This window comes from Streptococcus oralis (assembly GCF_026782235.1).
Taxonomy (GTDB): Bacteria; Bacillota; Bacilli; order Lactobacillales; family Streptococcaceae; genus Streptococcus; species Streptococcus oralis_CC.
This window is the reverse complement of the sequence record NZ_JAKUWE010000005.1, coordinates 121439-145892: the sequence shown is the minus strand read 5'-3', so window position 1 is coordinate 145892 and position 24454 is coordinate 121439. Positions and strand designations below refer to the sequence as shown.

Annotated in this window: 18 protein-coding genes, 1 tRNA gene, 1 pseudogene and 1 CRISPR repeat array (1 of these 21 only partly in view); of the genes and pseudogenes, 6 read left to right on the top strand and 14 right to left on the bottom strand. The window is 40.4% G+C overall.

Annotation, left to right across the window (positions count from 1 at the left end; genetic code table 11):
- Positions 1–212: 212 nt before the first annotated feature.
- The 14 genes and pseudogenes from MK396_RS08735 to MK396_RS08670 form a co-directional block, all read right to left on the bottom strand.
- A tRNA-Glu gene (locus MK396_RS08735) sits at positions 213–284 on the bottom strand.
- A 116-nt stretch (positions 285–400) separates the two neighbouring features.
- Positions 401–835, bottom strand: a complete 435-nt coding sequence (locus MK396_RS08730; RefSeq protein WP_000382004.1) for a cytidine deaminase family protein — start codon at positions 833–835, stop codon at positions 401–403.
- Between the two features lie 12 nt (positions 836–847).
- Positions 848–2308, bottom strand: a complete 1461-nt coding sequence (gene gltX / locus MK396_RS08725) for a glutamate--tRNA ligase (RefSeq protein ID WP_268709631.1) — start codon at positions 2306–2308, stop codon at positions 848–850.
- A 131-nt stretch (positions 2309–2439) separates the two neighbouring features.
- Positions 2440–2916 (bottom strand): annotated as a pseudogene (pgi, locus tag MK396_RS08720) (glucose-6-phosphate isomerase); the annotation flags it as partial.
- A gap of 196 nt (positions 2917–3112) precedes the next feature.
- Positions 3113–3484 (bottom strand): PTS glucitol/sorbitol transporter subunit IIA, encoded by a 372-nt coding sequence (locus MK396_RS08715; protein ID WP_008808177.1) that lies wholly within the window; start codon positions 3482–3484, stop codon positions 3113–3115.
- 98 nt (positions 3485–3582) lie between these two features.
- Positions 3583–4563, bottom strand: coding sequence for a PTS glucitol/sorbitol transporter subunit IIB (locus MK396_RS08710; protein WP_038804194.1), 981 nt, complete (start codon positions 4561–4563; stop codon positions 3583–3585).
- A 13-nt stretch (positions 4564–4576) separates the two neighbouring features.
- Positions 4577–5122 carry a PTS glucitol/sorbitol transporter subunit IIC gene (locus tag MK396_RS08705; RefSeq protein WP_001015684.1) on the bottom strand — a complete coding sequence of 182 codons (546 nt, stop codon included), beginning with the start codon at positions 5120–5122 and terminating at the stop codon, positions 4577–4579.
- On the bottom strand, positions 5119–5616 hold the full coding sequence (locus MK396_RS08700) for a transcriptional regulator GutM (RefSeq protein ID WP_033585448.1): 498 nt from the start codon (positions 5614–5616) through the stop codon (positions 5119–5121). The genes MK396_RS08705 and MK396_RS08700 overlap by 4 nt, the downstream gene beginning before the upstream one ends.
- Positions 5616–7442 carry a BglG family transcription antiterminator gene (locus MK396_RS08695; protein ID WP_080639548.1) on the bottom strand — a complete coding sequence of 609 codons (1827 nt, stop codon included), beginning with the start codon at positions 7440–7442 and terminating at the stop codon, positions 5616–5618. The genes MK396_RS08700 and MK396_RS08695 overlap by 1 nt, the downstream gene beginning before the upstream one ends.
- A 62-nt stretch (positions 7443–7504) precedes the next feature.
- Positions 7505–8305, bottom strand: coding sequence for an SDR family oxidoreductase (locus MK396_RS08690; protein WP_038804195.1), 801 nt, complete (start codon positions 8303–8305; stop codon positions 7505–7507).
- A 183-nt stretch (positions 8306–8488) separates the two neighbouring features.
- Positions 8489–9838: a glucose-6-phosphate isomerase gene (locus MK396_RS08685; RefSeq protein ID WP_000018239.1), complete on the bottom strand. Its 1350-nt coding sequence runs from the start codon at positions 9836–9838 to the stop codon at positions 8489–8491.
- A gap of 172 nt (positions 9839–10010) precedes the next feature.
- On the bottom strand, positions 10011–10700 hold the full coding sequence (locus MK396_RS08680; RefSeq protein WP_049478403.1) for a gamma-glutamyl-gamma-aminobutyrate hydrolase family protein: 690 nt from the start codon (positions 10698–10700) through the stop codon (positions 10011–10013).
- 136 nt (positions 10701–10836) lie between these two features.
- Positions 10837–12603 (bottom strand): ABC transporter ATP-binding protein, encoded by a 1767-nt coding sequence (locus tag MK396_RS08675; RefSeq protein ID WP_049505383.1) that lies wholly within the window; start codon positions 12601–12603, stop codon positions 10837–10839.
- Between the two features lies 1 nt (position 12604).
- Positions 12605–14311, bottom strand: coding sequence for an ABC transporter ATP-binding protein (locus MK396_RS08670; protein ID WP_268724306.1), 1707 nt, complete (start codon positions 14309–14311; stop codon positions 12605–12607).
- A gap of 206 nt (positions 14312–14517) precedes the next feature.
- Between MK396_RS08670 and MK396_RS08665 the strand changes: the two genes are divergently transcribed.
- From MK396_RS08665 to csn2, 6 genes are all read left to right on the top strand, one after another.
- Positions 14518–15534 carry an NAD(P)H-dependent glycerol-3-phosphate dehydrogenase gene (locus MK396_RS08665; RefSeq protein WP_268724305.1) on the top strand — a complete coding sequence of 339 codons (1017 nt, stop codon included), beginning with the start codon at positions 14518–14520 and terminating at the stop codon, positions 15532–15534.
- Between the two features lie 21 nt (positions 15535–15555).
- Positions 15556–16455: a UTP--glucose-1-phosphate uridylyltransferase GalU gene (galU, locus tag MK396_RS08660; RefSeq protein WP_033605573.1), complete on the top strand. Its 900-nt coding sequence runs from the start codon at positions 15556–15558 to the stop codon at positions 16453–16455.
- A 383-nt stretch (positions 16456–16838) separates the two neighbouring features.
- A complete protein-coding gene (cas9, locus tag MK396_RS08655) occupies positions 16839–20954 on the top strand; it encodes a type II CRISPR RNA-guided endonuclease Cas9 (RefSeq protein WP_268724304.1) in 4116 nt (1371 codons plus the stop codon).
- Entirely contained in the window at positions 20954–21820 is an 867-nt protein-coding gene (gene cas1 / locus MK396_RS08650; protein ID WP_268724303.1) for a type II CRISPR-associated endonuclease Cas1, read from the top strand. Before cas9 ends, cas1 begins: the two co-directional genes overlap by 1 nt.
- The gene (cas2, locus tag MK396_RS08645) at positions 21817–22161 is read left to right on the top strand and encodes a CRISPR-associated endonuclease Cas2 (protein ID WP_002876413.1); all 345 of its coding nucleotides are present in this window, start codon (positions 21817–21819) and stop codon (positions 22159–22161) included. Before cas1 ends, cas2 begins: the two co-directional genes overlap by 4 nt.
- Complete coding sequence (gene csn2 / locus MK396_RS08640) at positions 22151–22813, top strand: type II-A CRISPR-associated protein Csn2 (RefSeq protein ID WP_268724302.1); 663 nt, start codon at positions 22151–22153, stop codon at positions 22811–22813. The genes cas2 and csn2 overlap by 11 nt, the downstream gene beginning before the upstream one ends.
- Positions 22814–22903: 90 nt before the next feature.
- Positions 22904–24454: a CRISPR direct-repeat array (repeat unit 36 nt; unit sequence GTTTTAGAGCTGTGTTGTTTCGAATGGTTCCAAAAC); it runs 796 nt beyond the window's last position.

Sequence of the window (24454 nt, the reverse complement as noted above, 5' to 3'; positions counted from 1 at the left end):
TTTCTGTCACTGACAGATTTATTGTTTTTCATTGTTCAGTACTATAACCTCAGTTATAGTGCCCTGCACATTGGTTCGTCTTGTTCAGTTTTCAAAGGTCTTTGTCACTCAATCTCTCTCAAGCGACAACTATATTAGTATATCACAGCTCCCTGTCTCTGTCAACAGTTTTTTTAAACTTTTTTCAAGTTTTTTCTAACCACAATACACCATAGTCCGTACGGGATTCGAACCCGTGTTACCGCCGTGAAAAGGCGGTGTCTTAACCCCTTGACCAACGGACCTTGAGCTTTTCAACTCTTTCTATTATACCTACTTTTCCGCCTTTGTCAAGGACTTTTTTTCCTCTTTACCGAAATTCTGAAAAGATTAGGGAAAGAGCCAGTTAAACTGACTCCCTCTATTTATCTTGCCAATTAGTCGCACGTTCCTCTCCCCACCAGTAAGGGATCAATTCGGCAACTTTGATTGTTTTTCTTGTTTCGTAGTCCATCATGAACTCTGCTTCTTTATTTTCAGCATTCAATTCTAAGAGAAATTCTCTGCAAGCGCCACAGGGCATACCTGATCCTTCGCCGTAAGGAGGTTTATCTCGAAAGGCGAGGATTTTCTTAACTTTAGTTTGTCCTGAAAATTGATACATATTGAAGAGAGCCGCTCGTTCTGCACAGAGATGAAAAACGCCACAAGTGCCCTCCATACAAAATCCTGTGAAGATCTGACCATCTTCTGCTTCTACTGCAGCAACAACATGGTTAGCATAAACAAAGTCAGAAACTTCATGGGGATTGAATAAGGTTCGTGCTTCTTCATACATTTTTTCCCATGTATCCATCGGAAGTCCTTTTTATTTAGAAATCTCTTTCAGCATGTTTTCAATATGCTGGATTGACTTTTCACGTCCGAGTAAGAAAATGGTGTCTGGTAATTCTGGTCCATGCATTTCACCTGAAACGGCAATACGAATCGGCATGAAGAGGTTTTTCCCTTTAATACCTGTTTCTTTTTGAACTGCTTTGATTTGTGGGAAGATGTTTTCTGTCACAAATTCTTCATCTGTCATTGCTTCTAGTTTCGCTTTGAAGGCTTCTAGAACAACCGGAACGGTTTCTCCTGCCATGACCTCGCGCTCAGCGTCTGTCAACTCTGGGAAATCTGAGAAGAAAAGATCTGTCAGTGGAACAATCTCGTCTACTGATTTCATTTGTGGTTTGTATAGTTCCACCATTTTTTCAGACTTGTCAGTCAATCGTCCTGCTTCTTCAAGGAATGGTTTGGCCATTTCAAAGATAGTTGCCAAGTCAGCTCTCTTGATGTAGTCATTACTCATCCAGTCTAGTTTCTTCTGGTCGAAAGCCGCTGGAGATTTGCTGAGGCGGTTTTCATCAAAGAGCTTGATGAGCTCTTCACGAGAGAAGATTTCGTCTTCCCCACCAGGGTTCCAGCCAAGAAGGGCGATAAAGTTAAAGACGGCTTCTGGCAAATAGCCTTTTTTACGGTAGTCTTCGATAAATTGAAGGGTATTGGTATCGCGTTTAGACAATTTTTTACCCGTTTCAGAGTTGATGATCAAAGTCATGTGACCGAACTCTGGAGCTTCCCAACCAAGAGCCTCATAAACCATAAGCTGTTTGGGTGTGTTGGCAATGTGGTCATCTCCACGAATAACATGAGAAATTTGCATATCGTGGTCATCAATGACAACGGCAAAGTTGTATGTTGGGTAGCCATCTTTCTTTTGGATAACCCAGTCACCACCAATATTGCCACCTTCAAATTCGATATCACCTTTGACCATATCATGCCACTTGTAGATACCTGACTCATTGACAGCCAAACGAACAGTCGGGATAATCCCCGCTGCTTCACGTTCTGCAACGTAAGCTGCTTTTTCTTCTTGGCTCATACCAAGGTATTCGTTGATATAGCGAGGTGTTTCCCCAGCTGCTTCTTGGCGTTCACGTTCCACTGCTAACTCTTCTTCTGTTACATAAGATTTGTAGGCTTTTCCTTCAGCCAAGAGTTGGTCGATGTATCTTTGATAAAGTTCCAAACGTTCTGATTGGCGGTAGTTTTCATGAGTCTCTGGACTTTCATCCCAGTCCATGCCCAACCAACGAAGGTTTTCAAGCTGTGAACGTTCTCCATCTTCGACGTGGCGCTTACGGTCAGTATCTTCGATACGGATGATAAAAGTCCCACCATGATGACGGGCGTAAAGGTAGTTGAATAATGCTGTACGGGCATTTCCGATGTGTAGTAGTCCTGTTGGACTTGGTGCGTAACGTACGCGGATATCTTTTGACATATCTTCTCCTATAAAGTCTCTAGGCGTCTGCCTTTTTGCTCTCTATATTATATCACAAGTCTTGCCAGAGTCCAATTTCTCTTTTCGAGAAAAAGCAAAAAGAGTGGTAAAACCACCCTTTTTATATCCTATTATAGACGAGCGTTGAGTTCTTTGCTCAATTCTTCAAATCCTGGTTTACCAAGAAGGGCAAACATGTTACGTTTGTAAGCTTCAACACCTGGTTGGTCAAATGGGTTGATAGCATTCAAGTAACCTGAAAGAGCGATAGCCAATTCGAAGAAGTAGATAGTGTAACCAAGAGTGAAGGCATCTTGCTCAGGAAGAGTTACGTACATGTTTGGTACATCACCGTCTGTGTGGGCAAGAAGAACACCGTCAGTTGCTTTTTTGTTTACGAAGTCAACGTCTTTTCCTTGGAGGTAACCAAGTCCATCAAGGTCTTCTTCCAATGTAGGGATGATCACGTTCTTACGTGGTTTATCCACACGGACAACTGTTTCAAACATGATACGAGTTCCTTCTTGGATAAATTGACCCAATGAGTGCAAGTCTGTTGAGAAGTTAGCTGAAGTTGGGTAAATACCTTTTTGGTCTTTTCCTTCTGTTCAGGCACCCCTTGTGGATCCATCTGCTGGGAATTCCCTTGCACTGACTGGCTAGTTTGATTGACTTGCCAATCAACCACTGCGTCATCTATTTTTTCTAATTTAGACCCAGAAGCCTGGACTTTTTGTCCAAGCTCTGAATCAATTTTTTAGACTTTTATTTTTCTAAATTGCTTGATTTGAAATTTTATTATGGTCAAGCAGTTTCGAAAATCTGAATGGTAGAGTCCTTTTCAATTACTACTGCTTGGTCTGCTGCAACATGGAGAGTGCCCGGCAGGCTGCCCTCTTTTGAACCATCAAAAGAAATCGTGATATGGCCCAGTCCAGTTAAATTTTTTTCTACTACATTTCCTACGGCAGTAATCGAATATTCCTGACTATCTACCACCAGCTTTCCACCTTCTAGTATTGCACCTAGAAGATTTTTGTTATCGATTTTAAAACAATACTCTGCTAAGTCTTCCGGAGCTTCTTCTCCAAACAAAATGAGCATATTGGCATCTTGAATCATATTCTGAGCTTCAGGCCCCACTTGAATTACTTTAGCTTCAAAAATTTTCTTCATCTAATTCCTATTCATCCTTTCTCAAATCTGTCATAAACTTATGCTTATAGATAAGTTTAACATAATAGTTGCTATGTTTACGTGCATCTATCAAAAGTTTACTGATAAAGGCCAATACTAGCTATCCAAGCTACTAGCACCCGCGGAACACCATTGAGAAAGCGTGAATAAAGCACAGAAGGGACACCAACCTCAACTGTTTCAGCCTTGGCTTCAGATAGACCGAGTGCTACAGGAATGAAATCACAACCGTTTTGAGTGTTGATAGCAAATATAGCTGGCAGAGCCATTTGGGGCGGAATAGTCCCTTTGCCGATTTCAACTCCAATTAAGGTTCCAATAATCTGACTGATAACAGCTCCGGGGCCTAACAAAGGAGATAGGAATGGCAAGGAACAGATAAAGCCAATCAAAATGAGTCCCCAGATGTTCCCAGCTAGGGGAACCATTAATTTTGCCAGCCAATTTCCAACACCTGAACCTTGAATAACCCCAATCAGCAAGGAAACAAAGGCCATGAAAGGAATGATCGTGTTGAGCATTGTTTGGATGGCTTCACGAGCAGCCTGGTTGAAAGTCGCAACGACCTTCCCAGCGCCCATCCCAATTCTTGCTACAATACTTGTTTCAGCTTTTTGCTCTGTAATTTTTTTACTAGTATCGTAAGTTGGCTTTTCTGTTACCACAGTTGTCGCTTTTTCGTCTTCATTAGCAGCAGAAATTTGATTAAGGCCAACTGCTGACACATAGATTTCCTCGGTTATATATTGAGCTAGAGGCCCACTTTTCCCTGTAGCGACAATATTTATTGTAGGGATCCCCTTTTTAGGATAAATACCACAGCGAAGAGTACCGCCACAATCCACGATTGCTAAAGCAATTTCCTCATCTGGGATAGAAGTTTTAAACCCATTAACAGCTTCCATACCGGTCAAATCAGCAATTTTATCTACAATATCTGGCTTTTCTCCTCCGCCAGTGATATAGATGAATTTATGCTTAGCTTCACTAGGTGTAATGACCAAAGGTCCTCCGAAACCGCCATTTCCTTTAACAACTTTTATACTCTTATATGACATAATTTCACTCTTTCTATAAATCAAATGTTTTACTCAAGGTAACACCTTGCTGTTTTGCTACATAAGCAGTTGTAAAATCGGTCACCCAACCGCCTACAAAGTTCATGACAAGCCCAACAAGCATGTAACGAATGGCTAAGTCCATTTGACTTAAACCTAAAGTTTGAATTCCTGTTGCAATTCCCATCCATACAAACAATTCCCCAGGATTGATATGCGGAAATACACCATTTGAAGTGTGGCAGAACTGCATCTGAGCTGCTACAAAACTAGGTTTATAATATTCTGGTAAGAAACGTCCCATACTGATTGCCATCGGATTCCCCAGCATAAAGGCAGAAATGAAAGGTAAAATCATATACCGGCTAACAGGATTTTTGGCAGAAATCTTAGCCAGGGAATTGACCTTCTCTTCTCCCAAGAAAGCGATAAGGGTATTCATTGCAATCAATAGCATCAAGACAAGCGGTACAATATTTGTCATCCAGCTAATAAAGGTTTCTCCACCTAATTGGAAGAGTTTCATAAAACTCTCTGCAAAATTTGTAATGTGATTCATAAGGAACTCCCTTTCTTATTTTTTTTAAATAACTGTTTAATAGATAATTGTAAGTAATTCGCATAAAAGCCGAATCCCAGAAAAGAATCAGATGAACTTGTCTCTTTCTCAATACCTGCCTCATTCCAAAGATAGACTTTTCTAGCATCTTCTATGGCTGATTGCATCAACTTATTTTCTTTTCTCACAAGAGGATTATACTTGTCAAAATAATGGATGTCTTCTCCAACATAATCGTCCATATTTTGAAAACGTGCTAAGATTGTGACTCCTTGCATTTTGCTAGCTTTAAGAACCCGACCGTTTTCATCAACCGCGAACATGACAATCGTACCGGATTTGATTCTTCCGGACTTCCTGCCAATCGCTACGCGCCCCAGTTTTCGGAGCATCGTATAGGTCTTATTGAAGTCTTTGAGTTGCTGCCAGCCGAGGAACATTTGAAATATATAAGCTGCCATGACAAATACAGCGAAAATTATTAGCGAATTCATTAAAATACTCCTTTGCTCTTAGAAAATGATAGAAACTCTGTCTCTGTTTCTACAGCCCTCAATGCTTCTTTTAGAGAAGGCTCTCCTGCAATTCGAAAAATGTCGTCATACAATTCCAGCAATTCACTCTCCATTTTGCTTTCAATTTCTGAGGGAATGGCGACTAGAAAGATAAATTCAATCCAATCATCTCCTTTTTGATAAGGCTCTTCTAGCTTTCCAAACATTAAAATAGTCTTTGCATAACCCTGGTTAATTGTATGGGGGAAGGCAATTCCTCCACCAAAAATGGTTGATTGTTTTTTATCCCTATCAATTATCCGATTTCTAAAACCTTCATCAATCATCTGAAGTTTCTCTAACTCTGCAACCATATTTAGCAAGTATTGCTGATAGGTTTTTTGGGGAGTCAAACGAAGAAAACGTAAGCTGACTGTTTCTAGATTTTTTTGATGAAAAGCATTGGCCCTCTGCCATTCTTCCTGCAGCCATTGATCATCAAAAAGATGATTAACTTGAATGACTGGAGATTTAGAATCTTTATATTTTAGAGGAACTGTCGTAAAAATCGCGAAATAGTCCTGATTCAAATCCAGATTAAAATCCTCTTCAGAATACTGAGTAATGTCTACATCATTTCCAAGAATTCGTCTGAGTTGCTGAATAATCATCGCAGCAGTTCCTCTTCCTGTTGTGCAAACTACAGCTATCTGCTTGCGAGAACCATTTACAACAGAGTTTTGCTTTCTTAAAATCATTTCAAAATACAAAGCCAGATATCCGATTTCAGATAATTCCAATTCAGAACCAAAAATTGCAGATAGTTCTTCTCCAGCAATTTTCGCCATTTCAAAAGCAAAAGGATATTGAGTTTGAACCTCGCCATGGAATATATCATTAGCTTGCACATGGAAAATCAGTCGATTGATTAAGGAGCCTAGATGAGACTTGATTTCTTCAAATAATTCTTCATCATCAAAGTTAACCAACATTGTTTCTTTGACTTTCTTGACAATCCCTTGAAAAATGTTTGCAAGCTGTTCAGATTGATAAGACGGCTTGCTTAAAGTGTCAATAAAACGGATATTAAACGGAAAACACAAAAAGTCTATCTCAAACTGACTGAGGGAAATCTTATAAGTCATCTCAATATGATAGATTAATTTTTCAACCAAAGGTGTCTCTGTTAAATCATTCCTATAGTAAGGAATAGGGCAACTCAACACCCTAGATGCATGAATACGCTCCACCATAATTGAAATGGTCTTTCGAAGGAGTTCCTTTGTTTCTTTCGGGATTTTATACTCCTGGAGTAGCGTCTCCAGAAAAGAAGATGTTGCCTCGGTGAGTGTCTTTCCTTCAAAGTAAGGGGCCACTTGGTGAATATAGAGCAAGCGCAAATTCAGCTCGGACCCCAAGACCTCCAGCCCACGGTTGGGCTTTCCTGAAATAGTGATAGAGTAACTCTCTGCCAAAGATTTTACTTGTTTTAAATCCTTATTAAGGGTACTTCTACTAACACCTGCTTCCTCAGCCAAGTCGTCAATAAGAAGAGGGGAGGTTGACTCAATTAAACGTTTTAGTAAATAGGCAATTCTTTTACTGGAAGAATTGAAGTCACTCTCCCGTTTTAAACTACCAGATAAAATCCTTTCCAACTCAGTATAGTCATACACCTCTAACATTAACTGATCATCTTGTGAGATAATCTGGATACTCGGAGCCAAAACATCATTTAATTGTTGGATACTCTTTTGCAAGGTTTGCATACTAATATCCAGCTCTGAGCGCATATCTACCAAGGAATAAGTTGGCTGTGAGACCATTTTTTCTAAAATATTATACCATCGATTTACTATGGTCAACTCTCTTCCTCACCTTCATTTTTTTAACCGCGAGTTTTCCCTCCGGCAATATTTGTAGTGACTCCAGTTATATAGCTAGAACGGTCTGAAATATAGAATGCTACAAGGTCAGCTACTTCCCGTAGTTTACCACTTCGTCCCAAAGGAGTTGTTGAAGTTGAAGCATAACCAGCTCGAATATCTTCTACCGTCTTTCCACGGGTATAAGCAAGAGCTTCCTCATAAGAAAGAGTTCGAAGTCCCGTAGCTTCCATAATTCCTGGAGCAATTCCAACCACACGTACACCATGCTTACCCAGCTCTTTTGCCCATGAACGAGTGTAACTATAGACTGCTGCTTTTGTGGCAGCATAGGCACTTTGTCCTTCAGAACCTTCCAAGCCTGCTTCTGAAGCCATGTTCACAATTACACCTTTTCCATTTTTCACTAAAATACGTCCTACTGCCTGACTAACCAAATACAAACCTTTTTGATTAATCATTGTTACTTTTTCAAACGTTTCATCGTCTAACTCGTAAGGACCTTTAGGATTTTCTGCATCAATTAATAATCTGGGAACATTAATCCCTGCATTATTGACTACCGCATCAATATTGCCAAATCTTTCAACTATTTTGGCAACACCCTCTTCTACTTCAGAGCGAGAAGTTACATCAACTTTTACAAATAATAGATTCGGGTGACGCAAATCGTTGTCGCTAAGATCAAAATTCGCTACATTGACTCCTAATTCCAGCAATTCTTCAACGATTGCCTTACCGATCCCAGATGACGCGCCAGTCACAAGAACTGTTTTGCCTTTTATGTTTAACCAATCATTCATTTTGATACCTCTCAAATTTTATTTACAAGGCAATTATACAGCGCTTTCATAAAAGAATTAAGACACTCTTTTTTACACTTTTAAAAAAAATAATAAACTAATTAAGAGGCTTGTACTAAAAATCCACAAGAAATGAACTTGTGGATCTTTTTATATTCTAAATGAACTCAAAGCATATGAGAATCAAAGGCGTGCATTCAACTCAGCACCCAGCTCTTCAAAGCCTGGTTTCCCAAGAAGAGCAAACATGTTTTTCTTATAAGCTTCAACTCCAGGCTGGTCAAATGGATTGATACCATTCAGGTAGCCAGAAAGAGCAATAGCCAACTCAAAGAAGTAAATAGTGTAGCCCAAAGTGAACTCATCTTGCTCAGGCAGTGTCACAAACATATTTGGAACTCCACCATCAGTGTGTGCTAACAGCACTCCATCTGTAGCTTTTTTATTGACAAAGTCAACATCTTTTCCTTGCAAGTAGCCAAGACCGTCCAAGTCTTCTGCCAATTCAGGAATCAGCACATTTTTGCGAGGTTTATCTACACGGATAACTGTTTCAAAGAGGATACGGGTACCTTCCTGGATAAATTGTCCCAGAGAGTGCAAGTCTGTTGAGAAGTTAGCTGAAGTTGGATAAATCCCTTTTTGGTCTTTCCCTTCTGACTCACCAGCCAGTTGCTTCCACCACTCAGAGAAGTATTGCAGAGATGGTTCATAGTTAGCTAGAACTTCTGTCAGATAACCTTTACGGTACAAGATATTGCGTACAACTGCATATTGATATGCTTCATTTTCAGCCAACTTATCAGAAGCATAAGCCTTGCGAGCAGCATTTGCTCCTTCCATTAACTTGCTGATATCAGCTCCTGCAGCTGCGATTGGCAAGAGCCCCACTGCTGTCAATACTGTAAAACGACCACCTACACTATCAGGCACTACAAAAGTATCCCAGCCATTAGCATCTGCTTCAACTTTAACTGCACCTTTAGCGCGGTCTGTAGTTGCGTAGATACGTTGGTTAGCTTCTTCTTGACCGTACTTCTTAACCAAGAGTTCTTTGAAGACACGGAAAGCAATAGCCGGTTCAGTTGTTGTACCTGATTTAGAAATCACGTTTACTGAGAAATCTTTGTCTGATACATAGTCTACCAAATCAGCCAAATAGCTTGAAGAGATAGAGTTTCCAGCATAGAGGATCTGAGGTGCCTTGCGTTCTTCCTTTCTTTGCAAGTTTACAAATGAATTATTCAAGAAATCAATAGCTGCACGAGCTCCTAAATAGGAACCACCAATACCGATTACGATCAATACCTCACTATCAGATTGGATTTTAGCAGCAGCCTTTTGAATACGAGCAAATTCATCTTTGTCATATTCTTCAGGTAAGTTCAACCAGCCAGTCATTTCTGCCCCAGGACCTGTACCATTTCTCAGAGCAGAATCTGCTGCAGTCACTTGAGGCTGCATATAATCTAGTTCATGTGGTGCAACAAATTTATCTAATACTTTTGAATAATCAAATTTAATATGTGACATAATATTCCTCCAAAATTTCTTCTCTTCTATCATAACCCTTACCTTAGATTTTTTCAAGTTTTTATACTGAATTTTTCCAAATTTTATCATAATTTAAACATTTGCGTAAAAAATGTTACAATATTAAAATTTGAACGAAATAAGACAAAAAAACGGCTAGAGATTCTAACCGTTACAATTCATTTAATAAATACTCAAATAATTCTAAATTGCCATCTTCTTCATTGACCAGGAACTCTGGGTGCCACTGTAAACCGATAATACGATGCTCGTCGACAGACTCAATCGCTTCCACTGTCTGATCTCGAGGGTCCACCGCTGTCACACGGAAATTAGGTGCCAGATCTTTGATACTCTGACGATGGACTGAGTTGACCTGACTTTCTTTGCCAAACAACTTAGCCACCACGCTTCCTTCTACTGTCTCAATAGTATGAGATGTCCCAAAAGGCAAGCCTTGCCAGTGACCTTCAATTTCTTGGTGGAGAGTGCCACCAAAAGCAACATTGACCAGCTGAACACCACGACAGATTGCCATAATTGGTTTATTCTGACGGAGCGCTTCTTTCAAGAGAGCTAGTTCAAACTCATCGCGTACAAGGTTGTAATCATCACTCTCAATAGTCTTTTTCTCCCCGTAAAACTGAGGATGGACATTTTGCCCACCTGTCAAGATGAGTTTGTCAATCATTTCCACATAATCGCGCACAATGGACTCATCTCCTACAGGAATTACTAAAGGGAGACCACCGACTTGACGAATGCTCTCTGCAAATTTACAAGATACAGATGAGTGAATGTTTTTCCCTTCTGCATCTACAGGACATAGATTTGCAGCAACTCCTACAACCGTTCTAGCCATGATGTGTCTCCTTTCGATTTTCTTGCGACAGTCTTATCTTATCACTCCAACCCTTTCCTGTCTAATATGTTTTTTTAAAGACCGTGATAAGTATTTTTTATGGACAAGAAAAAGCTGCCCAATAAGGACAACTTTTCTATTCGAAAACAAATTGATTGTGATACAGTTCCGAGTAGAAACCGCCGAGCTTGAGCAACTCGTGATGATTTCCACGTTCAATGACCTCTCCATCTTTGAGGACAATAATCTGATCGGCATTGAGGATGGTTTTGAGACGATGGGCAATAACAAAACTGGTTCGTCCTGCTACAACGGCCTCCATGGCATGTTGAATCTTGCTTTCTGTTACAGTATCCACATTGGAAGTCGCTTCATCTAAGATTAGGACTTGGGGATCTGTCATCAAGGTCCGGGCGATGGAAATCAATTGTTTCTGACCAGTTGAGAAGATGTTTTGCTCATCATCAATAAGGGTATCATACTTGTCAGGCAAGCTTTCAATGTAGTCATGAATATGAGTTGCCTTGGCAGCTGCTTCGACCATTTCCTGACTGGCATCTGGCACACCAAAGCGGATATTGTCTCGGATCGTTCCACTAAACAAGACCGAATCCTGCAAGACAATCCCGACCTTGCTCCGCAGGCTGTCCAAGTCGTAGTCACGGATGTCTTTGCCATCAAAGCAAATGCTGCCTGCATCCACATCGTAGAAACGATTGATGAGGTTCATGATGGTCGTTTTCCCTGAGCCAGTCGGACCGACAACTGCTATCATCTGCCCCTTAGGAGCTGAAATGCTAACATCTTTTAAAATCGGCTTGTCTGGCACATAAGAGAAATCAATGTGACTGATTTCAACGCCTTCTCGCAATTCCGTAAAGGCAGGCGCATTTTGCGGACGAATCTCTTCTTCTGCATCGAACATTTCTTGGATACGATCTGCCCCAGTAAAGGCCAACTGGAGGCTCCCCCAACTCGCAGCCACCTGGATAATCGGCTGGTAGTACTGCTGAGAAAATTGAGTAAACATGACAATCAAACCTAGGGCTGTCGTTGTTTCGATACTTGGATCGTTCAGCAAGACAGCCGAACCTGCAAAAATGACGATGGCCGTATTGACCAAGCTCATCCCATTCATAACAGGAAAGAGGATGCCTGAGAACATTCTCCCTTTAAAGGTTGCCTTGCGCACGCGCTCATTTTGCTCCACAAAGCCTGCTACGATGTCGTCTTGAATTCCTTGTACGATAACAGCTTTCTGCCCTGAAATACTTTCGTCCATGTAGGCGTTGAGTTTCCCTACCTCTTTTTGCTGGAGATTAGTGTATTTGCGGGCCATTTTCACGATGAAAACCAACATGAGAAAGGCTACTGGAGTACTGGCTACTGTTATCAGGGCTAGCGTCACATTTCTTGAAAACATGACAAAAATCAAACCGATGTAAAGAGCAATATTGCTCATGACCTGAACTAGGCTTTCATTGAAGGCTTGAAGGATGTTATCCAAGTCACTCGTGAAGCGAGAAAGGATGTCCCCATCCTGATGGCGGTCAAAGAAAGAAACGGTCAAACGGGAAAGTTTGCCAAAGAGGCCCTTACGCATCTCATTTGTCGACTCAGCAATCACACGAGTCATCAAGGTCATGTAAATCAAACTGGATACCACTAGGGCGAGGACAACCAGAGCTAGATTCAGCATCAGAGCTGATAAACTCTGCCAGGCTAGTTCAGAAGTTCCATTTTGATAAGCCAGCACTAGGTTAGCGAGCTCCGTCACTGCTTGACCTGAAAAAACTGGAAAGAGGGCTTGGGCAATCGTCGCAACTGCAACCATCAGAATCACAATGACAAAGGAGAACTTGTAAACTTTAAAATAATTCCAGAAAAATCGAACGGTTTTCATTTTATTCCTCCTTTCCCTTTTGTGTTTCGTAGATTTCGCGGTAGACGGCATTGTTAGCTACCAAGTCTGTATGCCGTCCTTCTCCAATCAAACGCCCTTGATCCAAGACCAAAATCTTGTCCGCATGGACGACTGAACTGATCTTTTGAGCGATGATAATGGTTGTCGTCCCTTTCAGGTCTTTGTTCAAAGCTTCCTGTACGAGTCTTTCTGACTTGGCATCTAGGGCTGAAGTCGAATCGTCAAAAATCAGGATACGGGGATTGCTAACAATCCCACGAGCAATGGACATCCGTTGCTTTTGTCCACCAGAAAAGTTGGTGCCTCGTTCTTCGACCTGACTCTCAAATTTGTTTTCCATGCGTCCGATAAATTCACTGGCTTGGGCAATCCGTGCTGCACGTTCCATTTCTGACACGCTGGCATTGCCTTTCCCTTGACGAAGATTATCTGCAATGGTTCCGCTAAAGAGAATAGCACGTTGCAAGACGATGGAAACTGTTTTACGCAAGGTTCCCTCGCTGACATCTCGAATATCCTTGCCACCAATCTTGATAGATCCCTCCTGTGGATCAAAAAGTCGTGGAATTAACTGAGCTAGAGTGGACTTCCCTGCTCCAGTCGCCCCAACCACACCGACCATCTGACCAGGCGCAATTTCAAAGGTTACATTCTTCAGCATAGGCTCATCGTCATTAGGATAAGTGAAGGTCACATTTTCAAAAGAGAGACTTCCTTCTAACTCTTCATCTGGAAGATCTTTAAAGGTCATCGCTGGCTCGGTATCTAGAATTTCGCGGATACGACGTAAGGAAATCATGGCACGGCTGACAGAATTTCCTAAAAATCCAACCATAATGATGGTAAAGATAATCTGGCTGAGATAGTTGATAAAGGAAGCAATCGAGCCCACAACAGATGGATCTGACTGAGCCATGCCTGCCACCAACCAGATAGAGAGGAAGACCGCTCCATAGCCGACTAGCATCATAACAGGTTCTATAACTGAGAAGGCATAACCGATATAAAGATTTTGGCCGAGAAGTTCATCAGAAACCTCGGTAAATTTGGTAAATTGTGCTTTTTCTTGTACAAAGGATTTGACCACGCGCACACCACGTAGATTTTCCTTAGCGATAGCATTGATCCGTTCAAGAAGGGTTTGAAACTTAGCAAATCGTGGCCCCATCATTCCCATCATGATGGCAGTTAGTGCAAAGATTAGGAACACCATGAGGACAATCACCCACCAAAGTGACGGAAGAGTGTGAACCGCCAAGATAAAGGAACCGATAAAGAGAAGAGGGAGACGGAAAAGAATTTGAAAAGCCATCATCACCACGTTCTGAATTTGATTGATATCATTGGTCATACGGACAACAAGGTTGCCGGCATTAAACTGCTCGATATTGGCATAAGAAAAAGTCTGGATCTTGCGAAAAGCGTCTTCACGAAGGTCCGAAGACACTCCTTGAGCAATGTAGGCTGCAAGTGTTACATTGACCCCACCTGCAACCAGACCGACTAGGGCTACCCCTATCAGCCAAGCGCCAATACTATAAATAGTCTCATTTTGACCAGCCAACAAAGCCTCTAACACCTCTTGCAAATAGCGCGGTTGCAAGAGCGAGCTCGCAACCATCAAACCTGTCATCATTAAGGATGCCAAGGCCTGCCATTTATAGGTTTTTATTTTTTTAATGAGCATATTTCCTCCTAATAAAATAGATAAAGGGAGCGACATCCTGCGTCAGCTCCTTCTCATTCGTTCATATTGATGCTATTCTAGCAAAAAAGAGGCATCTTGTCAAAGAAGTCTCCTTATTATAAATTAGTGCGCTTTCATCTACAGGTGATGCATGAAAAGGCTTTTTATGGTAAAATGGAAGGAAGAACTCTTACAAGGAGGAAAAGATGAAGAAACAAACCATCGCTGTCTTGGGTCCTGGTTCTTGGGGAACTGCCCTTTCGCAGGTCCTAAACGACAATAGACACGAAGTTCGAATTTGGGGAAATATTTCTGACCAAATTGATGAAATCAATAACCAACATACAAACAAACGCTACTTCAAAGATATCCTACTCGACGAAAAAATCAAAGCCTATCATGACTTGGAAGAAACACTAAAGGGTGTAGATGCTGTTTTATTTGTAGTCCCAACAAAAGTAACGAGACTGGTTGCCCAACAAGTAGCAAAGGTGCTCGATCACAAGGTTGTCATCATGCATGCCTCCAAAGGATTGGAACCAGATAGCCACAAACGTCTATCAACTATTCTTGAAGAGGAAATTCCAGTCGATCTCCGTAGTGAAGTCGTCGTTGTTTCAGGACCTAGCCATGCTGAGGAAACGATTGTACGGGATATTACCTTGATCACGGCAGCCTCTAAAGACCTTGAAACGGCCCAGTACGTCCAAAATCTCTTTAGCAATCACTACTTCCGTCTCTATACTAATACGGATGTTATCGGAGTTGAAACCGCTGGTGCTCTCAAAAACATCATCGCAGTTGGCGCTGGAGCACTACATGGTCTAGGCTTTGGCGACAATGCCAAGGCGGCTATCATTGCTCGTGGCTTAGCTGAAATCACCCGTCTAGGGGTCGCTCTTGGAGCTAACCCTCTGACTTATAGCGGGCTTTCTGGAGTTGGGGATTTGATCGTAACGGGGACATCTGTCCACTCTCGTAACTGGAGGGCCGGTGATGCTCTCGGTCGTGGAGAATCCCTCGCAGACATCGAAGCAAACATGGGCATGGTTATCGAAGGAATCTCAACAACTCGAGCGGCTTACGAGCTGGCTCAGGAATTGGGTGTCTACATGCCAATCACACAGGCCATCTACCGAGTTATCTATGAAGGTGTCAACATCAAAGAAGCAATCACTGACATCATGAGCAATGAATTTAAAGCAGAAAACGAATGGTCGTAGACCCTTATAGAAAGGAACATCATGAAACAAAAAGTCAGAAAAGCAGTCATCCCTGCCGCTGGATTGGGAACTCGTTTCCTCCCAGCAACTAAGGCTTTGGCCAAGGAAATGTTGCCAATCGTAGACAAGCCAACTATCCAGTTTATCGTTGAAGAAGCCCTCAAATCTGGCATCGAAGATATCTTGGTTGTTACGGGTAAGTCAAAACGTTCTATCGAGGACCATTTCGACTCAAACTTTGAATTGGAATATAACCTCAAAGAAAAAGGGAAAACAGATCTTTTGAAGCTGGTTGATGAGACAACTGGCATGCGCCTGCATTTTATCCGTCAAACACATCCACGTGGTCTCGGAGATGCTGTCTTGCAAGCCAAAGCTTTCGTTGGAAATGAACCTTTTGTCGTTATGCTTGGCGATGACTTAATGGATATCACGGACGAAAAGGCTGTTCCGCTTACCAAACAACTCATGGATGACTACGAGCGTACCCACGCGTCTACTATCGCTGTCATGCCAGTCCCTCACGACGAAGTCTCTGCTTATGGGGTTATTGCTCCGCAAGGAGAAGGGAAAGACGGTCTTTACAGCGTTGAAACCTTCGTTGAAAAACCTGCGCCAGAGGATGCTCCTAGCGACCTTGCTATTATCGGACGCTACCTCCTCACGCCTGAAATTTTCCAAATCCTCGAAAACCAAGCTCCAGGTGCAGGAAATGAAATTCAGCTGACAGATGCAATCGATACCCTCAATAAAACACAACGTGTATTTGCTCGTGAGTTCAAAGGGGCTCGTTACGATGTCGGGGACAAGTTTGGCTTTATGAAAACCTCCATCGACTACGCTCTCAAACACCCACAAGTCAAAGACGACTTGAAAGACTACCTCATCCAACTCGGGAAAGAGTTAGCTGAGGGGAAATAGAAGAAAAACAAAGCTCTTAAATAAGGGCTTTGTTTTTTGTTGAAGCTTGCAATAAAAAAGCCATCTTTTCAGATGACTTATTAGCAACCGAATCTGTGCTCGCTTTTTCAAGTTGTGTACGGACAAAGCCTTATTTTAACTTGCTGTGTTGTTTCGAATAGTTCCAACAATTGTATTGTATACTATTCTTTTAAAAATTGCAAGAAGGAATCTATATAAAATAGAATAACATTTCATTTTATAACGATTTAAAAATTTACACAATGAAAACGTTTTACAATTTCTTGATTTTAATAGTCAAAAGATATATAATTTAGTTAAAGTTAATATATTAGCGTTTACTAATAAGAACTTAAAGAGTATAACTCAAAGGAGAAGACTAAATGAGCAATAAACCATACTCTATCGGACTCGATATCGGAACTAACAGCGTTGGATGGGCCGTCATTACAGATGACTATAAGGTACCATCGAAAAAGATGAAAGTTCTGGGTAATACTGATAAACACTTTATCAAGAAAAATCTCATCGGAGCTTTATTATTTGATGAGGGGACTACTGCTGAGGATAGACGCCTCAAACGAACTGCACGTCGTCGCTATACCCGTCGGAAAAATCGTCTTCGCTATCTTCAAGAAATTTTTACTGAGGAAATGAACAAGGTGGATAGTAGTTTCTTTCATCGATTAGAGGACTCCTTTTTAGTTCCTGACGATAAGCGAGGTAGTAAGTATCCTATTTTTGCTACCTTGGCAGAAGAAAAAGAATACCATAAGCAATTTCCAACTATCTATCATTTGAGAAAGCAACTGGCCGAGGCAAATGAAAAAGCAGATTTGCGTTTGATCTATCTAGCTCTTGCTCACATGATTAAATACCGCGGACATTTTTTGATTGATGATCCCAAGTTTAAAGTTCAAAATAATGACATACAAGGACTGTTTGAAAAATTCGTTGAAGAATTTGATAATGTTCAAGAAACCTCCCTTTCCAAAATCAAACTGAATGTCACAGAAATTCTAACTGCTAAAATCCCTAAGTCCGAAAAACAGGAACAACTTCTTAAGAACTACCCAAGTGAAAAGAAGAATACCTTATTTGGTAATTTAATTGGACTAGCTCTAGGATTGACACCTAATTTTAAAACAAATTTTAGCTTAGAGAACGATGCTAAATTACAAATATCATCGGAGAGCTATGAAGAAGATCTTGGAAATCTCCTTGTACTAATCGGAGAAAATTTCATCGAACTCTTTTCTGCAGTGAAAAATCTAAGTGATGGTATCTTATTAGCAGGTATCGTTTCAGACGAATCACCACATGCGCCTTTATCAACAAAAATGGTCATACGATTCAAAGAACATGAAGAAGACTTGGCAGCTTTAAAACAATTCATCAAAAACAATCTTCCAAAAAGATATGATGAAGTTTTTTCTGACCAATCTACAGATGGGTATGCTGGATATATCGATGGTAAGACCACGCAAGAAGCATTTTACAAATATATCAAAAATCTTCTCTCTAAATTCGAGGGGGCAGATTATTTTCTTGAAAAAATTGAACGTGAAGATTTCTTGAGAAAACAACGCACCTTTGATAATGGTTCTATTCCTCATCAAATTCATCTTCAAGAAATGAATGCCATTCTCCGTCGGCAAGGAGAACATTATCCATTCCTGAAGAAAAACAGAGAAAAGATAGAGAAAATCTTGACTTTCCGTATTCCTTACTACGTTGGCCCATTGGCTCGTGGCAATCGTGATTTTGCTTGGCTTACTCGAAATTCTGACCAAGCAATCCGACCTTGGAACTTTGAAGAAATTGTTGATAAGGCAAGCTCTGCAGAAACCTTCATCAATAAGATGACTAACTATGACTTGTATCTCCCAGAGGAAAAAGTTTTGCCTAAGCACAGTCTGTTGTATGAAACATTTGCTGTCTATAATGAATTAACAAAAGTAAAATTTATTGCAGAAGGATTGAGAGACTATCAATTCCTTGATAGTGGGCAGAAGAAGCAAATTGTCAATCAGCTATTCAAAGAGAAAAGAAAAGTAACTGAAAAAGACATCATCCATTATCTACACAATGTTGATGGCTACGATGGAATCGAACTAAAAGGAATTGAAAAACAATTTAACGCTAGTCTTTCTACTTATCATGATTTGCTCAAGATCATCAAGGATAAAGAGTTTATGGATGACCCTAAGAATGAAGCAATTCTTGAAAATATCGTCCACACGCTAACTATCTTTGAAGATCGTGAGATGATCAAGCAACGTCTTGCTCAATACGACTCTCTCTTTGATGAGAAAGTCATCAAGGCATTGATTCGTCGACATTATACTGGTTGGGGAAAACTCTCTGCCAAGCTGATTAACGGTATCCGTGATAAAAAAAGCAGCAAAACGATTCTTGATTATCTGATTGATGACGGCTACAGTAATCGTAACTTTATGCAGTTAATCCATGATGACGGGCTTTCTTTCAAAGAAATTATCCAAAAAGCACAAGTGTTTGGCAAGACAGATGATGTGAAGCAAGTTGTCCAAGAACTCCCAGGTAGTCCTGCCATTAAAAAGGGAATTTTGCAAAGTGTCAAGCTTGTTGATGAACTTGTCAAGGTTATGGGCCATGCTCCCGAGTCCATTGTCATTGAAATGGCCCGTGAAAATCAAACTACTGCTAAAGGGAAAAAGAATTCCCAACAAAGATATAAGCGTATTGAAGATGCAATAAAAAATCTAGCTCCTGGGCTTGATTCAAATATATTAAAGGAACATCCAACAGATAATATTCAACTTCAAAATGACCGTCTCTTCCTCTACTATCTCCAAAATGGGAGAGATATGTATACTGGGAAACCTCTTGAAATCAACCAACTAAGTAACTATGACATCGACCATATCATCCCACAAGCCTTTATCAAGGATGATTCTCTTGATAACCGTGTCTTGACGAGTTCAAAAGAAAATCGTGGGAAATCCGATAATGTTCCTAGTCTTGAAGTAGTTGAAAAGATGAAAGCTTTTTGGCAACAGTTATTGGATTCTAAATTGATTTCAGAACGTAAATTTAATAATCTAACCAAAGCAGAGCGAGAGCGAGGCGGGCTAAATGAGCTTGATAAAGTTGGCTTTATCAAACGCCAACTAGTTGAAACACGACAAATCACAAAACATGTTGCGCAGATTTTGGATGCTCGCTTCAATAAAGAAGTGACTGAGAAGGATAAGAAGAACCGTAATGTCAAAATCATCACTTTGAAATCCAACCTAGTTTCCAACTTTCGTAAAGAATTTGGGTTATACAAGGTGCGGGAGATCAATGACTACCACCACGCGCATGATGCCTATTTAAATGCAGTGGTTGCTAAGGCTATCCTTAAGAAATATCCTAAACTAGAGCCTGAATTCGTCTATGGTGACTATCAAAAGTACGATCTTAAGAGATACATCTCAAGATCCAAAGACCCTAAAGAAATCGAAAAAGCAACTGAAAAGTATTTCTTCTACTCAAACTTGTTGAACTTCTTCAAAGAAGAGGTGCATTACGCAGACGGAACTATCGTAAAAAGAGAGAATATCGAATACTCCAAAGACACTGGAGAAATCGCTTGGAATAAGGAAAAAGATTTCGCAACCATCAAAAAAGTACTTTCCTATCCACAGGTGAATATTGTGAAGAAGCGAGAGGTGCAAACAGGTGGTTTCTCTAAAGAGTCCATTCTTCCTAAAGGAAATTCTGACAAGCTAATCCCTCGAAAAACAAAGGATATTCTTTGGGAAACTACTAAATATGGGGGATTTGATAGCCCTGTTATCGCCTATTCGATCTTGCTCATTGCCGATATCGAAAAAGGAAAAGCGAAAAAACTGAAGACTGTCAAAACTCTAGTTGGTATCACGATTATGGAAAAAGCCGCTTTTGAGGAGAATCCAATAACTTTCCTTGAAAATAAAGGCTATCATAATGTCCGTAAAGAAAACATCCTCTGCCTACCTAAGTATAGTTTATTTGAACTGGAAAATGGTCGCAGACGACTACTTGCAAGTGCAAAAGAACTTCAAAAAGGCAATGAAATAGTACTTCCAGTATACTTAACAACCTTGCTCTACCATTCTAAAAATGTCCATAAACTAGACGAACCAGAACATTTAGAATATATCCAGAAACACCGAAATGAATTTAAGGATTTGTTAAATCTTGTATCTGAGTTCTCTCAAAAATATGTCCTCGCAGATGCAAATCTAGAGAAAATCCAGAACTTATATGCAGACAATGAGCAAGCAGATATAGAAATTCTAGCAAATTCGTTTATCAATTTGTTGACCTTTACTGCTTTGGGTGCTCCTGCTGCCTTTAAATTTTTTGGAAAAGATATTGATCGGAAACGGTACACAACTGTATCTGAAATCCTCAACGCCACCCTCATCCACCAATCCATCACTGGTCTCTACGAGACTCGGATTGACTTGAGCAAACTAGGAGAAGACTAATGGGATGGAGAACCGTTGTTGTCAATACACACTCTAAGCTCTCCTACAAGAACAATCACTTGATTTTTAAAGATGCCTCTCGGACAGAGTTGATTCACCTGTCCGAGGTGGACATCCTGCTTTTGGAGACGACAGATATTATTCTCTCTACTATGCTGATAAAACGCTTGGTGGATGAAAATATTCTGGTCATCTTTTGTGATGATAAACGCTTGCCGACAGCATATTTAATGCCTTACTACGGTCGACACGATTCCAGTTTGCAACTCTCTCGTCAAATTACTTGGAGCGAGGAGGCTAAAGCACAAGTTTGGACCACCATTATTGCACAAAAAATTCTCAATCAGGCTTTTTATCTGGGGAGTTGTGGTTTTCTAGAAAAATCTCAGTCCGTCATTGATCTCTATCATGGTTTGGATTTGTTTGATCCTAGTAACCGCGAAGGGCACGCAGCTCGGATTTATTTTAACACCTTGTTTGGAAATGATTTTAGCCGTGAACAAGATAATGATGTCAATGCTGCCTTAGACTACGGTTACACCTTAATTTTGAGTATGTTTGCGCGTGAGATTGTTTTGTCTGGCTGTATGACCCAGTTTGGCTTGAAACATGCCAACCAGTTCAATCAATTCAACCTCGCTAGCGATATTATGGAGCCTTTCCGTCCGATTATTGACAGAATCGTCTATGAAAATCGAAACAGTTCTTTTGTCAAAATCAAACGAGAACTTTTCACTATTTTCTCAGATACCTTCCACTACAATGGCAAAGATATGTATCTGTCCAATATCGTCAGTGACTATACTAAAAAAGTCATTCAAGCTCTCAATCAACCCGAGAAAGGAGTTCCTGAGTTTAGGATATGAGTTATCGATATATGCGTATGATTTTAATGTTTGATATGCCGGTTGATACCGTAGAGGAACGTAAGGCCTATCGGAAATTTCGGAAGTTCCTCATAGACGAGGGATTTATCATGCACCAATTCTCCATCTATAGCAAGCTCTTGCTCAACAACTCTGCTAATAACGCCATGATTGAACGACTCAAAACTCATAACCCTAAGAAAGGAAACATTACTCTCTTAACCGTTACAGAAAAGCAGTTTTCTCGCATGATTTACTTAAATGGCGAACGAAATACCAGCGTAGCAAACTCCGACGCACGCTTGGTCTTTCTGGGAGAGGAGCCTAGAGATGAAGATTAATTTCCCATTATTGGATGAACCATTAGCTATTGAAAATGCAACTTTTTTAGTGTTGGAAGACCAGTTTACCTTTTCAACTATCGTCAAGCAATTCTACCAGTACACTGATGATGGAGAATTGAAGTTGTTTGATAGAAATCTAAAAGCACTGAAAGAGGCTGAGTTATTAGTGATAACGGATGTCTTAGGATACAATCTCAACTCACCTGCCATGCTCAAGCTGATACATGCTGATTTAGAGAATCAACTCAATGACAAGCCCGAAGTCAAGTCCATGATTGAAAAGTTGGTTGCTACGATTACAGAATTGCTGGCATTTGAGTGTTTGGAAAACGAGTTAGACCTAGAGTATGATGAAATTACCATTCTAGAGTTAATCGGTGCACTTGGTGTCAAAGTCGAAACCCTGAGTGATACACCTTTTGAAAAGATGCTAGAAATTGTCCAGGTTTTTAAATATCTTTCGAAAAAGAAACTCCTTGTTTTCATCAATGCATCCGCCTATCTATCAAAGGATGAGCTAGTAAATCTGATAGAGTATATCCAACTCAATCAACTGTCCGTCTTGTTTGTTGAGCCTCGGAAAATCTATGATTTTCCGCAGTATGTATTGGATCAAGACTATTTCTTGAACCCTGAAAATATGGTATAATAAGGGTAACAATTGGAACCTGACGAGCTGAAGTCTGGCTGGGACGAATGGCGCGATTACGAAATTTCGTAAGAAAAATTTTTCTACGAGGTTTTAGAGCTGTGTTGTTTCGAATGGTTCCAAAACATGCAAAGAATACTCCAACATAAACTACACGTTTTAGAGCTGTGTTGTTTCGAATGGTTCCAAAACAATTGCAACTAGTTTTGCATGCTACCGAAAGTTTTAGAGCTGTGTTGTTTCGAATGGTTCCAAAACAACGCCCATTTTTCGGGCTTTCCCCGTATCGTTTTAGAGCTGTGTTGTTTCGAATGGTTCCAAAACTAAAGAATGAACTTTTGCAATCTTTCCAATGTTTTAGAGCTGTGTTGTTTCGAATGGTTCCAAAACAAAGGAATTTGTAACGTATGTGGCTGCACTGTTTTAGAGCTGTGTTGTTTCGAATGGTTCCAAAACTTGGATCCAAGTAACACGCACGACGTAGACGTTTTAGAGCTGTGTTGTTTCGAATGGTTCCAAAACTTAGATGTTTATAAAGACAGTATTTTCATTGTTTTAGAGCTGTGTTGTTTCGAATGGTTCCAAAACTATTATCACTGAACTTATTTGGTTCATTCAGTTTTAGAGCTGTGTTGTTTCGAATGGTTCCAAAACCAACTAAGGCACGTGATTGAATAACATAATGTTTTAGAGCTGTGTTGTTTCGAATGGTTCCAAAACAGCGATTAGGGATAATTATCCAGTTAGAATGTTTTAGAGCTGTGTTGTTTCGAATGGTTCCAAAACTTTTACAAAGTCATTTTTACAGCTGCTTTAGTTTTAGAGCTGTGTTGTTTCGAATGGTTCCAAAACCTATTTAGAGCGCTTTGTGAAATCTAGTAAGTTTTAGAGCTGTGTTGTTTCGAATGGTTCCAAAACCGAAGAAATGGACTGACCGTACTACGTCCGGTTTTAGAGCTGTGTTGTTTCGAATGGTTCCAAAACAGTTCCTGTTTTAGGTGAGGCGACTTTGATGTTTTAGAGCTGTGTTGTTTCGAATGGTTCCAAAACTTCGCCGTCACAAACAATTCTCGCACGCCTGTTTTAGAGCTGTGTTGTTTCGAATGGTTCCAAAACGAAGAGGACTTCAAAAAGGGCGCCGAACTTGTTTTAGAGCTGTGTTGTTTCGAATGGTTCCAAAACACGCTATTGAATGGCTTATCGAACTATTAGGTTTTAGAGCTGTGTTGTTTCGAATGGTTCCAAAACACTGATTATCCGTCAAAGGTAAAGTAGGTAGTTTTAGAGCTGTGTTGTTTCGAATGGTTCCAAAACTTACAAAAGCACTCACTAACGAATACCTAAGTTTTAGAGCTGTGTTGTTTCGAATGGTTCCAAAACCGTCATCGTTTTTGAAGCCTATAAGTGTATGTTTTAGAGCTGTGTTGTTTCGAATGGTTCCAAAACACAGCCCTCGAAGATATTGAAGAACAATGCGTTTTAGAGCTGTGTTGTTTCGAATGGTTCCAAAACTACTCACAAGAATATATCTCCGCTCTTTTAGTTTTAGAGCTGTGTTGTTTCGAATGGTTCCAAAACGAAGACCGCATTGCGCATGACTTCCCTGCAGTTTTAGAGCTGTGTTGTTTCGAATGGTTCCAA

Excerpts from the sequence above, each read along its gene's own strand:
- MK396_RS08730 (WP_000382004.1), bottom strand. The coding sequence starts at position 835 with ATGGATACATGGGAAAAAATGTATGAAGAAGCACGAACCTTATTCAAT.
- gltX (WP_268709631.1), bottom strand. The coding sequence starts at position 2,308 with ATGTCAAAAGATATCCGCGTACGTTACGCACCAAGTCCAACAGGACTA.
- MK396_RS08715 (WP_008808177.1), bottom strand. The coding sequence starts at position 3,484 with ATGAAGAAAATTTTTGAAGCTAAAGTAATTCAAGTGGGGCCTGAAGCT.
- MK396_RS08710 (WP_038804194.1), bottom strand. The coding sequence starts at position 4,563 with ATGTCATATAAGAGTATAAAAGTTGTTAAAGGAAATGGCGGTTTCGGA.
- MK396_RS08705 (WP_001015684.1), bottom strand. The coding sequence starts at position 5,122 with ATGAATCACATTACAAATTTTGCAGAGAGTTTTATGAAACTCTTCCAA.
- MK396_RS08700 (WP_033585448.1), bottom strand. The coding sequence starts at position 5,616 with ATGAATTCGCTAATAATTTTCGCTGTATTTGTCATGGCAGCTTATATA.
- MK396_RS08695 (WP_080639548.1), bottom strand. The coding sequence starts at position 7,442 with ATGGTCTCACAGCCAACTTATTCCTTGGTAGATATGCGCTCAGAGCTG.
- MK396_RS08690 (WP_038804195.1), bottom strand. The coding sequence starts at position 8,305 with ATGAATGATTGGTTAAACATAAAAGGCAAAACAGTTCTTGTGACTGGC.
- MK396_RS08685 (WP_000018239.1), bottom strand. The coding sequence starts at position 9,838 with ATGTCACATATTAAATTTGATTATTCAAAAGTATTAGATAAATTTGTT.
- MK396_RS08680 (WP_049478403.1), bottom strand. The coding sequence starts at position 10,700 with ATGGCTAGAACGGTTGTAGGAGTTGCTGCAAATCTATGTCCTGTAGAT.
- MK396_RS08675 (WP_049505383.1), bottom strand. The coding sequence starts at position 12,603 with ATGAAAACCGTTCGATTTTTCTGGAATTATTTTAAAGTTTACAAGTTC.
- MK396_RS08670 (WP_268724306.1), bottom strand. The coding sequence starts at position 14,311 with ATGCTCATTAAAAAAATAAAAACCTATAAATGGCAGGCCTTGGCATCC.
- MK396_RS08665 (WP_268724305.1), top strand. The coding sequence starts at position 14,518 with ATGAAGAAACAAACCATCGCTGTCTTGGGTCCTGGTTCTTGGGGAACT.
- galU (WP_033605573.1), top strand. The coding sequence starts at position 15,556 with ATGAAACAAAAAGTCAGAAAAGCAGTCATCCCTGCCGCTGGATTGGGA.
- cas9 (WP_268724304.1), top strand. The coding sequence starts at position 16,839 with ATGAGCAATAAACCATACTCTATCGGACTCGATATCGGAACTAACAGC.
- cas1 (WP_268724303.1), top strand. The coding sequence starts at position 20,954 with ATGGGATGGAGAACCGTTGTTGTCAATACACACTCTAAGCTCTCCTAC.
- cas2 (WP_002876413.1), top strand. The coding sequence starts at position 21,817 with ATGAGTTATCGATATATGCGTATGATTTTAATGTTTGATATGCCGGTT.
- csn2 (WP_268724302.1), top strand. The coding sequence starts at position 22,151 with ATGAAGATTAATTTCCCATTATTGGATGAACCATTAGCTATTGAAAAT.